Below are 14,309 nucleotides of genomic sequence, written 5' to 3' on the forward strand. Positions count from 1 at the left end.
ACCAAAAATCCAATACTTTGGGAAAGTCATTACAAAAAACCAATCCGCAAGCACATCTGTTGGTTAATTATCCCATCAAAACATGATATAATCATAGACTTTATCCACTTTTATTCATATTAATTAGTATCATGACCAACCTCAATCAAGAAATCGCCAAACGCAGAACATTCGCCATCATCTCGCACCCCGATGCAGGTAAAACCACCATGACCGAAAAACTGCTACTTTGGGGGCAGGTTATCCAAAAAGCAGGCGAGGTAAAATCTCGCAAAACTGATAAACACGCCACCTCCGACTGGATGAGCATGGAACAAGAGCGTGGGATTTCTATCACAACCTCAGTCATGCAGTTTCCTTATAAAGACCACATGGTGAACCTGCTAGACACCCCTGGTCATGCTGACTTTTCAGAAGATACTTATCGCACGCTGACCGCTGTGGATTCTGCCTTGATGGTGATTGATGGTGCAAAAGGTGTAGAAGAACGCACCATTAAACTCATGGAAGTTTGTCGTATGCGTGATACGCCCATCATTTCATTTGTGAACAAACTTGACCGTGAAATCCAAAATCCACTCGCTTTACTGGATGAAATTGAAAATGTACTAAAAATCCGCTGCGTGCCCATCACATGGCCGCTTGGCATGGGACAGGATTTTGTGGGGGCGTATCACATCGCCGAAGACAAATTATACATGTATAAAAAAGGACATGGTGGCGAAATCACCGACATAGAGATACGAGATGGCTACGACCATGCTGACATCAAAGAAAGACTTGGGGATTTGGTTTTTAATGAATTTAAAGAAACATTAGAGCTTGCCCAACTGTCTGCCAGCGACTGGAATGAAGAAGATTTCTTAAATGGTAAAATCACACCTGTACTGTTTGGTACAGCCTTGGGCAACTTTGGTGTTAATATGGTGCTAGATGTATTAACACAATACGCCCCTGCACCAAAAGACCACACCGCTGTTGAACGCATCGTCAAGGCAGATGAGCCCAATTTCACAGGGTTTGTTTTTAAAATCCAAGCCAATATGGATCCAAAACACCGAGATCGGGTTGCTTTCATGCGTATATGCTCTGGCAAATATGAAAAAGGCATGAAAATGAACCATGTGCGACTTAATAAAGAGGTGCGAGTATCGGACGCTCTTATGTTCCTAGCAGGCGATCGTGAAAGCCTTTTGGAGGCCTATGCAGGCGATATTATCGGCCTGCACAATCATGGTACAATTCAAATTGGTGATAGTTTTACCGCTGGCGAAACCTTGAATTTTACAGGCATTCCACACTTTGCCCCAGAGCTGTTTCGCCGTGTCGTACTAAAAGACCCGATGAAATCCAAACAATTACAAAAAGGGTTGCAGCAGTTATCTGAAGAAGGTGCAACTCAGGTATTCATGCCTCAAATCAATAATGATCTCATCTTAGGTGCGGTAGGCGTATTGCAATTTGAAGTGGTGGCACATCGTTTGCTAGAAGAATACAAAGTACAATGCAGTTTTGAACCAATTTCCATCGCTACCGTGCGTTGGGTGCACTGCGATGATAAAGTGGCCTTTGAAAAATTTAAGAAAAAAGCTCACGATCAATTGTCTGTAGATGGCGGTGGCTATCTGACTTACCTGGCACCAAGTCGTGTCAATCTGCAACTCATGCAAGAGCGCTATCCTGAGGTAGATTTTCGTGCAACTCGTGAGCACTAAGACCATTGGGCTTAGATAAAATCCTCAATCCTTTGCCTTACTGCCAGTTACCAACAACAAAAGCCCACCAAGTTGATGGGCTTTTGTTGTTGGTGATACTTTGAGAATCAGCTAAAGCACAAGCTCGCCCACATCTGCCACACTCAAAAACAGCTGACGCACTTGCTTTAACAATGCCAAACGGTTGGCTTTTAAATTCACATCATCGCTATTGACCATGACATTATCAAAAAAGGCGGTAAGTGGTTCATCTAAACTCACAAGCGTTTTTAAAACGCCTTCATAATCGGCTCGTTCAAGTAGCGGTTGGCACGCTGTTTGAGCATCAACCAAAGCACCAAACAAGGCTTTTTCGGCAGGCTCTATCAATAAACGCTCGTCAATATCCGCCAAAATGCTTTCATCTGCTTTTGCCAAAATGTTCGCCACTCGCTTGTTATTTTGTGCCAGCGTTTTGGCAGACGGTTCATTTTTAAAGCCTTGTACCGCCCAAATACGGTCATCAAAATCAAGGGGCATATGCGGATTGACCGCTTGCACCGCCAAAATCGTATCCACCGCCACGCCCTGCTCTTCGTACATCGCCCGATAGCGTGCATTGATAAATTCCATCACATCGGTAAAGGTTTTGGCAAGATTGGGCAGTTTGTTGCCATAGCCTTTTAGGGCTTGTTCAATGAGTGCCACAAGGTTTAGGGCGATTTTCTTTTCAATCAAAATCCGCAAAATCCCAATGCTGGCTCGGCGTAGGCTAAATGGATCTTTGGAACCTGTTGGCACTTGCCCAATCCCAAAAATCCCAACCATTGTGTCAAGGCGGTCAGCGAGTGCCAAACACACGCCAATGTCGGTTTTGGGTAAGTCATCGCCTGCAAAGCGGGGTAAATACTGCTCGGCGATACTTTCTGCCACTTCACTTGGCTCATTGTTAAGCCGTGCATAATAAGTGCCTGCAATGCCTTGCAATTCTGGGAATTCGCCCACCAAAGTGCTTGCCAAATCGCATTTTGACAAAAGTCCTGCTCGTGTGGCGTTGTCCACATTGGCGTGGGTTTGGGTAGCGATAAAGGCGGATAATTTGGCAATACGTTCGCACTTTTCCCAAATCGTGCCCAGCTTGTCTTGAAAAATGCGTGTTTTTAGGTTTTCGGATAAGGCAAACAACGGGCGTTTTTGGTCTTGCAAAAAGAAAAACTGGGCGTCCGCTAGGCGTGGGCGTACCACTTTTTCGTTGCCTTTGATGACTTGGTTTTTGTCCTTGCTATCAATGTTGCTCACAAACACAAAATAAGGCAACAGTTTGCCCGCATTATCAGTCAGACAAAAATATTTTTGGTCGGCTTGCATGGTGCTAATCAATGCCTCTTGTGGCACTTGCAAAAAGCCCTCATCAAAGCTTGCTCGCAGGGCAACAGGATAATCCACAAGGGCGGTAACCTCGTCCAATAAATCCTCTGGCACGATGGCGGTCGCCCCCACTTCATCGGATAGCTGACTGACTTGCTCAACAATCTTGGCTTGGCGTTTGGCAAAATCGGCAATCACTTGATGATTTTCAAGCAATTTTTCATAATTATTGGCATTATCAATCACAAAAAACGCTGGCGAATGATAGCGGTGTCCACAAGTTTTGTTGTCCGTTTTTAGCCCTTGAATTGTGGCGTCAATGACCGTCTCATCACGCATCAAAACCACCCATTTGACAGGTCGCACAAACTCGTGCTTGTCCGCTCCACTTCGCATACGCTTGGCAATGGGTAGCTCATCAAGGGCTTTTTGGATAATTTTTGGCAAAATATCGTCCACTTTTTCGCCTTTGACACTCATCTCATAAGCGATATACTCGCCTTTTTTGTCGGACACAGTGATTAAATCGTCTTTGGTCAAGTGAAGACTCGTTGCATTTAGCCCTTGCAAAAAGCCCTGCCCTGCTTTTGTCAGCTCGCCTGCCTCATCAAAACTTGCCTTGATGTTAGGGCCTTTTTTGATTTCCACCTTGTCAGGCGTAGCGGCCGCCACTTTCAAAATCTGCACCGCCAAACGCCTTGGGGCGCAGAATGCCTGAATGCTCTCAAAGGCGATTTGACCGTCCACAAGCGATTTTTCAAGGCTTGTTTTTAGGGCGGTTTCTAGGGTTTTGAGTGATTTTGGCGGTAATTCTTCACAGCCAAGTTCAAAAAGAATAGTGTTCATTGTTTGACCTTTTTTGGTTAAATTTTAAAACTTAACTGTTACAGTTTTCAAGATAATTATTTTTCTAGATTAGAAAACTTTACAATTACTTATGCTTAATACAACTTAATTGTCTTAGTCACATTATTCCGAAAAAACAATATCCAGTACACTATCCAAATTTTTCAAATTATCTTGATAAGTTTTATGGGGTATTTGCAACTGTTGTAAGATTTCTTCAAATTTAGCAAAACCATTTTGCTCTCTTAATGCAACCCATTTGACATTAAGCTCATCACATTGGTTCTTATTTTGCTTAGATAATGTATCGGCGATAAAAATATCTGTGTTTCTAGCAATAATTGCATCTGCACTTTCAGGATTTCCCTTGCCCATAAGTTTTACTTCACATAAGTATTGTTTACCAGATTGATCAATAAGATAAAAATCAATTTCTCTATCTACCTTTTTACCTTTATTTTTGACAAAGGTTGTAGCGTTATAATATTGTTTTGGTATCTTATACAAATGGCATAATGTTAGCATCAAGGGCTTTTCTACCGTTTTTCCAGCAGTACTCCACAATCCACCTCGCAATTGGGAGCGTTTTACAGCCAATGTATTGATAACAATCAAACTTTCACTGATATTTAATTCAACACTTGCATTTTTAAATTTAATGGTTAGATAGATATCAAGTTCATTATTTTCTAACTCTACTAACTTCTCAATATTATCGTATAATGCCGAAAAATGTTCGGAAGAAGCATCAATTACAATTTGCTTATTTGCACTACCATACATATTAGAAATCGTTTTTTTATTTAGCCCAGAATGAATGATGATATCTTCGGTAGATGTAGTAGTTGGGGATAAAAAATGTTTTTTATACCAATCTATAGTAATGTCTTGAGAATCTAATTTTGCACTAATAATTTTTTTGAAAAAATCAATCGTAAATTGTAAAAATTCAGCATTTAATATATTGACAATTTCAATCCGATAATCTTGCGATTTTAAGAGTCTTGAAATAATATTTCTTGCGACTTGATCTGTAATTTTCATTTTATGCTTTCCTTAAATTCATCAAAAGTTAAAAAATTCGTTTCTAGCATATTATCCATCACCTCATTTGATTTTAAACTTTTCATATAATTAAAATATTCATCATTTTGTTCTGTTAAAAAGAAATACCGTTGCATCATTTTGGCCGTTCTACCCAATGTACCACTACCCGCAAAAGGATCAAAAACCAAATCACCCTTGAATGAATAATAACCAATCACTCTTTGACACAATTCCACAGGAAATACAGCAGAATGTACTTTGTGTGATTTTGGGCTAATTTGCCAAACATTTGTTGTCTCAAAGCCGTCTGCAACTTTACTTTCATTAACCACATCAAAAGGATACTGCTTGATATTCCAGTCAATCAATTTTTGAGTTTGTTTTCTGTAAACCATCAAATATTCAGTTACAGAGTTTGGTTTATATGCAAGTGGCTTTCTGTGCTGCTGAAAACCACCAATGCGATTTTTAACGCTGTACTCTGGTTTCATCCATACGATATCATCAACAAACTCCCAACCTAAATTTGTCAAGCGTGCGTGCAAATCAAAGGGTATAGGGTAACGCTTACTAGAATGCGCCCTGCTAACTCGTGGTATAATAACAGGTGATGTATTAATAATCAAAAACCTACCTTCTTTTGTAATCCTGTGCACCTCATCAAACACCTTTGTTAAAAAATCCAAATAAGCAGCATAGCTACTGTAAATAGAGTAGTCTCGAGCATTATAGTAAGGTGGTGATGTAAATGTTAAATGAATACTTTCATCAGAAATTAATCGCATAGCATCTAAAGTATCACTGTGTACAATAACATTTTTTAAATAATCAGGGCTCTTAATATGCGACTGCAAGGTATTTTTATCTGATTTTAAGAAATACTCTTTTAATATGACACTTCTAACCATCTCATTGTCGTGATTTACAAGATTTTTGAGATGATTATCAACTACTATTTCGCCTTTAAATACCAAAAGCCCACGAATAGCTTGACAAACAATCTTGGGATCATCATCACCTAAAAGACAAATCAAAAATTCCTTTACACCATTATCTCTCAATCTACCAATAGCCGATACTGCTTCTCGCCTAACAGTAGTATCAATATCGTTATTAATAACATTTTTAAGCAAGTTTAAATATTGCATATCTTTTAGTTTTGCAATATTTTTTATAGACCAGTATCTTACTAAAGCATTGTGATGCATCACATAGTCCAACAAAAAATGACTATTAAAATTTTTAGGGAGTTGCCCTAAGTTTTCTAGGACAAAAACAATAGAACTAACATCCTGATACTGTTTAATTAAATGCCCTATATTGTCATTTTTTTTATGCTGGATAACCAATTCTTTTGTTAAGATTTCAGAATTATACATAAAAATTCTCGCAATTATTTATATTTTGATATCTTTGCAGATGACAACTTCATCGCCCAACCACTTCTCCAATGCTTCCTTTTTATGCTCATCATCAGCCAATGGAAAGCCCAATTTGGCTCGTGCCACCGTGTAGCTTTCGGCGACTTTTTTTGCCAAAGTGCGTACTCTTAGGATAAATCTTTGGCGTTCGGTAACGCTAATCGCCCCACGAGCGTCAAGCAAATTAAAGCTGTGCGACGCTTTTAGCACCATTTCATAGGCAGGCAAAGGCAAATTCACGCCGACCAATCTGTCCGCCTCTTGTTCATAAAAATCAAACAGTTCAAACAGTTTATCCACATCGGCATATTCAAAATTATAAGTAGACTGCTCCACTTCATTTTGGTGGAATACATCGCCATAGCTCACACGCCCAAACTCACCGTCCGCCCACACCAAATCATAGACGCTGTCCACGCCTTGAATGTACATCGCCAGACGCTCCAAGCCATAAGTAATCTCGCCTGTTACAGGAAAGCACGCCAAGCCCCCCACCTGCTGAAAATAGGTAAACTGGGTAACCTCCATACCGTTTAGCCACACCTCCCAGCCAAGCCCCCACGCCCCAAGCGTAGGACTCTCCCAGTTGTCCTCCACAAAACGCACATCGTGGGTCAGCGTATCAATGCCAAGTGCCTGCAATGACCCCAAATACAGCTCTTGGATATTGTCAGGATTGGGTTTTAGCACCACTTGAAATTGGTAATAATGTTGCAAGCGGTTGGGGTTGTCGCCATAACGCCCATCGGTGGGTCGCCGAGACGGCTGAACATAGGCGGCGTGCCATTTTTCGGGCGTTAAGGCTCTTAAAAAAGTGGCGGTGTGAAAAGTCCCTGCCCCCATTTCCATATCATAAGGCTGTAAGATGACACAGCCTTGATTTGCCCAGTAATTTTGTAGTGTTAAGATGATTTGTTGAAAAGTCATGATGAATAATACCTAATAAAAATAATTTATTAAAAAACTCATTAATGTACACAAAAACCGTTGATTTGGCAACTTGTTTTTAATGAAGCAAACAAGACAGCCAAGTTGCACGATCAAACCTTAGCACTAAAAAATATTGATAATAAATAGTGAATAGATTCTAACCATATCTAGCAACACAGCCCCATTTTGTTGATGAGATTTGATTGCAAAAATTCATGTTTTTACATCTTACAGTCAAATATTAATATTGCCCTTAAACACTCAATTTCATAATAAAAAACACCCAAATTCATTGGGCGTTTTTATGTAAAGCATTATCAAAGCTTTAATGCTCTATGGCATAAGATGCTGGCGTCGCCTCTGGCATGACAAACCACAAAATAAGATAAGCCAGCATAGCCATCGGCAAGGTAACGCCCGCACTTAAAATAATGACGGCAAAAAACAGCATACGAACCATATTTGGTGACCACCCCAAATATTCAGCAATACCGCCCAGCACACCCGCAAAAACACGATACTTAACAGAGCGATGAAGCTTCATCATTTTTTTCATGATATTTTCCTTAGTTAGTGTGTCAGCCCAACAAACAATGACCGATGAGTAATGATTTATGGCTAAGTTTTCTAAATTTCAATAAAAAAGCCTGCCCAGTTTACCAAAGTAACACAATTTTTTTAGGTCAGGCATGTGATGTTAAATTTTGTAACTTCACCCAAAGGTTGTCATGCCTTATTCATATTCGTAATGACGCCTATTGTAATTATTAGAAGCAAGTACTAAAACCGTTCAATAAGTTTGCTATAATACTGTTTCTCCAACCACCAAACTGGATAAAAACATGAAGACAAGCACAGGATTGCTCATTGGGCATTTTGAGCCACTGCATTTAGGGCATTTAAGGGACATCAATACTGCCGCAGGTCAATGTAACACCCTACACATCATCATCACGCCAAAGCTAGGCAACAGTCGCTTTCGCCCCACCATGCAGGATAAGGCTCGTTGGGTACAGGTAGCTTGCCAGCACTTTGACTTCATCAAAGTACATACAACAGATGGCCTTCATATAAATGCACTGGGCGATTATGGCAAAACCCTCTACCTTGATGAGCTGATTGTTAAAAAATTGGGCATAGATGATAACAACAATCACCTAAAAATTTTCATCAAAGATGGCGTAAGTTTAGACGAAAAGTTTTCAAAGGTGATTTTGCCAAATTGGGTTTATGATGATGACAAGATTTATCAAAACCCCATCGCACATTTTTATGACATTGCAGCACCTGCCAGACCCAACTATGTGCAGACGGTGTGTATCGTGGGTGGCGAAAGCTCTGGCAAAACAACTTTAGTGCATAAACTGGCAAACCATTATGGTGCAAGCATTGCCCTTGAAATGGGTCGGATATACACATACAGCAATTTAGGTGGCACAGAGCTTGGATTGCAATACAGTGATTATACACCAATTGCCATCAGCCATGCACAAGCGATTTTTGACGCAAAAAAACACGCCACTGCACCGATTGTACTGGTTGATACTGACTTTGCCACAACACAAGCATTTTGCGAAGAGTATGAAAATCGTCCCAATCCTGTGGTAGCCGCACTTAGCAATGACATACGCATGGATTTTACCATTTACCTAGATAATAATGTCGAATGGGTGGCGGATGGCATCAGACGGCTTGGTGGCACCGCTGAGCGTACACGCTTTGCAAATAGAATCTTAGAAATGCTGGCTCGCCATGACATCACACCTTTTGTGATTGATGATGCCGATTATCACGCACGCTACGCACAGGCGGTGAAGTTCATTGATGAGAATGTATTGCGCCAAGATGCGGCGTGACCTGACAATATTATAAAAAATAAAAAAAAGCGGAGTATGATTGCATGAAAATTGCATTTTTAGACAACATCACAGGCCATGGTGAAAAAGACTGGACAGCACGATGGATCTTAATCTGGTTTACTTTGGGTGCGATGGCGTTATTTACTGGTTTTTGGCAGACGACAGAGCGAGCACCGCTTGATTGGTTCTATTTTGGCGTATCCATCATCGGCCTTTTGTGTGTGGTTGGCTTGTCTTTTCGCAAAAACTTGCTTGGCAATGGGCTTGGTATGGCTGCCACCGCAGGCGAAGTAATTGTACAGGGTACGGCTGGGGCGGTTGGCCTGATGCTTGCACCGATTTTTAACTTTTTTACGCACGCTTATGGCATGATAAATTGGCGTGAACACACCGACAAAAATGGCAACATGACCCCCAAATCTGCCAACAAATACATCTGGGGTATTACCGTCATATTTATTACCATCGGTCTGGCATCATTCCCACATATCAATGAATGGCTCATCAACCAAGGCTACGGTGTGATTGAAGATGATGGTGGTAGGTTTTTGGGCATTGTTAGCTTTTTTTGGATCAATGTCATTGCTTTTGTACTGTCTATCACCGCCCAAGTAACGATGATTTTACGATATTCCTTTAATTGGTGGCTGTGGATTTTGGTCAATATTGTATGGCTGATTGTCAACATCATGTCAGGCAATGTCATTTTTGCCATTCAGACAATGATTTACCAAGTCAATGCCATCATTGGGTTGTATGGCTGGCAGCGAAGCGAAAGCCAATGACTAAACTCTTAATGACTCATTGATGGCAATTAAACCCTAAACCAAATCTCAAATGATGGGTTGTGAGTACTTATTTGATCATTAGGGCTGTTTTAAATATGGCCAAGCCGCTCTTAGATAAATCATCATTGACCACAATGTCAGTAGCACCGCAATCATCATCAACACATAGCCAATGACATCAAGACTTTGCCAATTTAAAAGCAATACAGAGATGGCTATCATCTGAAAAGCTGTTTTTAACTTGCCTACATATGACACCGCCACACTTGTGCGTGCACCAAGCTCTGCCATCCATTCACGCAATGCCGACACCGCAATCTCTCGAGAAATAATAACAATAGCACAAACCGCCATGATGATATTGGCATGCCACTGCACCAAGACAACCAAAGCAGCAGCAACCATCAGTTTATCTGCCACAGGATCTAAAAACCGCCCAAATGCTGATGTGATGTTGAGTTTGCGTGCCAAATAACCGTCTAGCCAATCCGTAATCGCCGCCAAAATGAACAAAAAAGCCAATAAAAAATGACGAAGCATACTGTCACTGTATTCAAGCATACCAAGACGTGCAATCGCATTGTTGGTGATGGCTGGTACGCCAATCCCAAGTGCAGGCGGCCAATAAGCAATGGCAATAAACAGCGGAATCATTGCGATGCGTGCGATGGTCAAGTTATTTGGCAAATTAAAAATTGTGTGCTTGGCTTGGCTTGGCTTGGTCATGGTGGTTTTATTTTGACTTAAAATCAATAAAATTAGCAATTATCAATGATGAATGATGATTTTAGAGATTCTTAGATGTTTGGATAATTACTGTATCATTGTACTGTATGATACCTTAATTTTGCTATTTTTTGGCGATTATTTGTGTGCTTTAAACAAACTTTTTCAAAATTTTTAAAAAAAGTTTGAAAAAATGGTAAATTTTTCAAAAATTTTGAAAAAAAAATATTGACACCTGCTAAAAAATCTATATAATACGCTCCCATGCAATGATGTATGTCATCTTAAATCAAAGATGAAAAATTGCGGGAATAGCTCAGTTGGTAGAGCACAACCTTGCCAAGGTTGGGGTCGCGAGTTCGAATCTCGTTTCCCGCTCCAAATTTTCAAATACACATTGAATACCAAAACATATGACCATATGCGGGAATAGCTCAGTTGGTAGAGCACAACCTTGCCAAGGTTGGGGTCGCGAGTTCGAATCTCGTTTCCCGCTCCAAATTTTAAAGTCCAATTCAAAAGAATTGGACTTTTTATTCATTCAATTTTTTTACATTGACTACTGTTCAAATGCCATCATTTAACATGAACTGATGATTGTTACGGGTCGTTTTCTGTCCAGCCCACCCGACTATGGGTTTGAATTTAATAAGCTTTTTTGACACCCTCTTTGCATATTAATAGATGTTTTATTCATCAACACACCATCACGCCTTTCTGCCTCTTCTAAACACAAATTCATCTTCATAAAACGACAGACTTGCATTATCCCAAAAGAACGGTACGCCCAAAATTGGTAGTGGAGACAAATCTTTTGGTGTTGCTCCATCAACCAACCAATCACCCAATTCTTTGCTTAGCCTATCATCAAGGTCAGTTAATTTTTCAGTCAAACTTTTGGCAAAAAAATCATCACCAACCTTGATAATCCAAGTATGACTACACAGAGGCTTTCTAGGATTGATGAGCTGTTCAAGCAAGGCATGGCCAAAAATAAAAGCTTGTGCTTTGTCATCATCTTTTGGTTGGGTAGGATTACACCAAAACCGCCTTGGGGCGACCAAAGCATTGTACCAATCAAAATCTCTTAAAGACTTGCCAATATTTTCATCACTCACCACCAAAATCGCTCCATTTTCATCAAATACCGTAATGGCATCACGCACACGATTTCTTAAGCCCTTATCGCCATTATTTGCCATTTCACGAAGATGCACATGATTTAGGATCGCTTTTGATTTGGGAAACACTGACCAAATACACGCACCAAACCAGTCGTGTAAGTTATTTCTGGTAGGAATGTGTGCTGTGGCAAAAATATGCCTTTCATAAGCTGTGCCATGCGGCAAATCATCTTGGCTGACAAAATATAGCGGTCTATTTGTACCATACAAGGCTGGTGCGATGTGGTTTTTGGCAAAATAATCATTCAGCCAATCGGCCAGCTCGCCTGTATGCTTGCACTCACTAAAAGCATGATGAATGTGTGCATAAGGCTCCAGCCAAGGTGCTGATCGGTCAATGGTTGCAAATAGGATAGAAAAATCACTCATAAGAAAAAATAGCTTAATTTTTTTGGTTTATTTTACAACTTTTTAATGTTTTACGCATGAATTTATATAATACATCAACCCACGAGCAATAAAAAAACGCCCAAAGGCTGAGCGTTTTTTTATGGATATCAACAAAATCATTTAAGCAACAACTTATTGATGCGTTTTAAATAGCCTGCTGGGTCATCAAGCTGACCACCATCAGCAAGCAAGGCTTGATCAAAGATGACCTGTGCTAAGTCATCAAAATCACCATCATCTTCCAAGCGAGTGATGAGTGGGTGCGTCGGATTAATCTCCAAAGTCGGCTTGATATCAGGCACGGCCTGCCCCATCGCCTTTAACATTTGTACCATTTGTGGAGACAACTCACCATCTGCCACCACAAGACAAGCTGGACTATCCACCAAACGACTAGACACTCGTACATCTTTGGTTCGTTCGCCAAGTACAGATTTGAGGCGTTCAACCACAGGTTTTAGGCTCTCTTCTTGTTGCTTGACTGCTTCTTTTTCAGATTCGTCAGTCAGGTCGCCCAAATCCACCGCCCCTTTGGCAATATTTTGCATTGGCGTACCATCAAACTCGGTCAAAAAGTTCATCGCCCATTCATCGACTTTTGAGGTCATTAGTATCACCTCAATGCCTTTTTTATTAAACAATTCAAGTTGCGGAGAATTTTTGGCACTTGCCATATTGTCAGCAGTCAGATAATAAATTGCCTTTTGCCCATCTTTCATGCGTGCCTTGTAGTCTGCCAAACTTGTGGCAATCTGGCTGTTTGTGGTGGTGGCATAGCGAAGCAGCTTGGCAATTCGCTCTTGGTTTGGTACATCTTCCCCCAAGCCTTCTTTTAATACATCGCCAAATTCGGCATAAAATGCTTTGTATTTGTCTTGCTTTTCTGCATCTTCAGAATTGGCCAAACTCGCCAATAGCGTTAAAATACGGCGGGCATTCCCATCACGAATCGCCTTAACATCTTTGCTTTCTTGTAAAATCTCACGGCTAACATTCAGCGGTAAATCCTGACTGTCAATCACACCTTTGACAAAACGCAAATACATCGGTAGTAATTGCTCGGCATCGTCCATAATAAAGACACGCTTAACATAGAGTTTAAGCCCACGCTGCTGCTCTCGTGCATACAAATCCATCGGTGCCTTAGATGGAATATAAAGCAGCTGCGTATACTGCACACGCCCCTCAACTCGATTGTGCGTCCATGTCAGCGGATTGGCAAAGTCATAACTTAATGTCTTATAAAATTCATGATATTCATCAGTAGTAATGTCATTTGTAGGGCGTGTCCATAGTGCCGATGCTTTATTAATTGTTTCGTATTCCTCTGTTAAAACATACTGCCCCTTGCCCGCCATAACTTCGCCATTTTCATCTAGCTCATCTTGCCATTCTTGCTTACGCATTTGGATTGGCAGGCTAATGTGATCAGAGTACTTATTAATCAGCGATTGAATTTTATGGCGATCCAAATAGTTTTGCTCGCCTTGTACATACTCATCTTTTAGATGTAATGTAATCGCTGTACCGTGCGTGTCTTTGTTAATGATTTCTGTGGTGAATTGCCCTGTACCGTTTGATATCCAGCGTACGCCTTGATTGGTTGGCTCGCCCGCCTTACGACTTTCCACAACGATTTTATCCGCAACAATAAAGCCAGAATAAAAACCCACACCAAACTGACCAATTAACGCACCGTCTTTTTTGTCGCCATCAGATAATTTGTCCAAAAAAGCTTTTGTGCCCGACTTGGCAATCGTACCTAAATTGTCAATCGCATCAGCTTCGTTCATGCCAATGCCATTATCACTGATGGTCAATGTCTTGGCAACAGAATCAATATCAATTTTTACTTTCAGTTCACTGTCATTTTCATACAGACTGTCATCACTGGTTGCCAAAAAGCGTAATTTATCACAAGCATCTGACGCATTAGACACAAGCTCACGCACAAAAATATCAGCATTGGAATACAACGAATGCGTTACCAAATGCAACAACTGTTCAACTTCGGTTTCAAAATGATGCTGGGTAGGATTGGACATGATTTCTCCTT

11 protein-coding genes and 2 tRNA genes are annotated in these 14,309 nt (G+C 40.7%); 5 read left to right on the forward strand and 8 right to left on the reverse strand.

All coding sequences use genetic code 11. The features are described 5' to 3' along the window. Nucleotides 1-131: 131 nt before the first annotated feature. Nucleotides 132-1,715, forward strand: coding sequence for a peptide chain release factor 3 (locus U9670_RS05010; RefSeq protein ID WP_323841169.1), 1,584 nt, complete (start codon nucleotides 132-134; stop codon nucleotides 1,713-1,715). A gap of 111 nt (nucleotides 1,716-1,826) precedes the next feature. Here U9670_RS05010 and glyS read toward each other — a convergent pair whose 3' ends face one another. From glyS to U9670_RS05035, 5 genes are all read right to left on the reverse strand, one after another. Continuing rightward, nucleotides 1,827-3,908: a glycine--tRNA ligase subunit beta gene (glyS, locus tag U9670_RS05015; RefSeq protein WP_323841168.1), complete on the reverse strand. Its 2,082-nt coding sequence runs from the start codon at nucleotides 3,906-3,908 to the stop codon at nucleotides 1,827-1,829. A gap of 123 nt (nucleotides 3,909-4,031) precedes the next feature. After that, entirely contained in the window at nucleotides 4,032-4,952 is a 921-nt protein-coding gene (locus U9670_RS05020; RefSeq protein WP_323841167.1) for a CfrBI family restriction endonuclease, read from the reverse strand. Continuing rightward, nucleotides 4,949-6,334, reverse strand: a complete 1,386-nt coding sequence (locus tag U9670_RS05025; RefSeq protein WP_323841166.1) for a DNA methyltransferase — start codon at nucleotides 6,332-6,334, stop codon at nucleotides 4,949-4,951. The genes U9670_RS05020 and U9670_RS05025 overlap by 4 nt, the downstream gene beginning before the upstream one ends. A gap of 18 nt (nucleotides 6,335-6,352) precedes the next feature. Then, nucleotides 6,353-7,303 carry a glycine--tRNA ligase subunit alpha gene (gene glyQ / locus U9670_RS05030; protein WP_323841165.1) on the reverse strand — a complete coding sequence of 317 codons (951 nt, stop codon included), beginning with the start codon at nucleotides 7,301-7,303 and terminating at the stop codon, nucleotides 6,353-6,355. A gap of 328 nt (nucleotides 7,304-7,631) precedes the next feature. Further along, nucleotides 7,632-7,862: a PspC domain-containing protein gene (locus tag U9670_RS05035; protein WP_323841164.1), complete on the reverse strand. Its 231-nt coding sequence runs from the start codon at nucleotides 7,860-7,862 to the stop codon at nucleotides 7,632-7,634. A 286-nt stretch (nucleotides 7,863-8,148) separates the two neighbouring features. On the opposite strand from U9670_RS05035, the gene nadR reads away from it, so the two are divergent. Together nadR and pnuC are read left to right on the forward strand one after the other, a co-directional pair. Further along, nucleotides 8,149-9,162 carry a multifunctional transcriptional regulator/nicotinamide-nucleotide adenylyltransferase/ribosylnicotinamide kinase NadR gene (gene nadR, locus U9670_RS05040; protein ID WP_323841163.1) on the forward strand — a complete coding sequence of 338 codons (1,014 nt, stop codon included), beginning with the start codon at nucleotides 8,149-8,151 and terminating at the stop codon, nucleotides 9,160-9,162. A 44-nt stretch (nucleotides 9,163-9,206) separates the two neighbouring features. Next, nucleotides 9,207-9,950, forward strand: a complete 744-nt coding sequence (gene pnuC / locus U9670_RS05045; RefSeq protein WP_323841162.1) for a nicotinamide riboside transporter PnuC — start codon at nucleotides 9,207-9,209, stop codon at nucleotides 9,948-9,950. An 81-nt stretch (nucleotides 9,951-10,031) separates the two neighbouring features. On the opposite strand, the gene pgsA is transcribed toward pnuC, so the two are convergent. Beyond that, nucleotides 10,032-10,679, reverse strand: a complete 648-nt coding sequence (pgsA, locus tag U9670_RS05050) for a CDP-diacylglycerol--glycerol-3-phosphate 3-phosphatidyltransferase (protein WP_323841161.1) — start codon at nucleotides 10,677-10,679, stop codon at nucleotides 10,032-10,034. A gap of 305 nt (nucleotides 10,680-10,984) precedes the next feature. Between pgsA and U9670_RS05055 the strand changes: the two genes are divergently transcribed. Continuing rightward, nucleotides 10,985-11,060, forward strand: a tRNA-Gly gene (locus U9670_RS05055). A 42-nt stretch (nucleotides 11,061-11,102) separates the two neighbouring features. Next, nucleotides 11,103-11,178 (forward strand) — tRNA-Gly (locus U9670_RS05060). Between the two features lie 208 nt (nucleotides 11,179-11,386). Here U9670_RS05060 and U9670_RS05065 read toward each other — a convergent pair. Together U9670_RS05065 and htpG are read right to left on the reverse strand one after the other, a co-directional pair. Then, complete coding sequence (locus U9670_RS05065; RefSeq protein WP_323841160.1) at nucleotides 11,387-12,232, reverse strand: DUF3025 domain-containing protein; 846 nt, start codon at nucleotides 12,230-12,232, stop codon at nucleotides 11,387-11,389. 137 nt (nucleotides 12,233-12,369) lie between these two features. Further along, nucleotides 12,370-14,298 (reverse strand): molecular chaperone HtpG, encoded by a 1,929-nt coding sequence (htpG, locus tag U9670_RS05070; protein ID WP_323841159.1) that lies wholly within the window; start codon nucleotides 14,296-14,298, stop codon nucleotides 12,370-12,372. Between the last annotated feature and the right edge of the window lie 11 nt (nucleotides 14,299-14,309).

Source organism: Moraxella tarda (assembly GCF_035181405.1).
In the GTDB taxonomy this organism is placed as follows: Bacteria; Pseudomonadota; Gammaproteobacteria; order Pseudomonadales; family Moraxellaceae; genus Moraxella.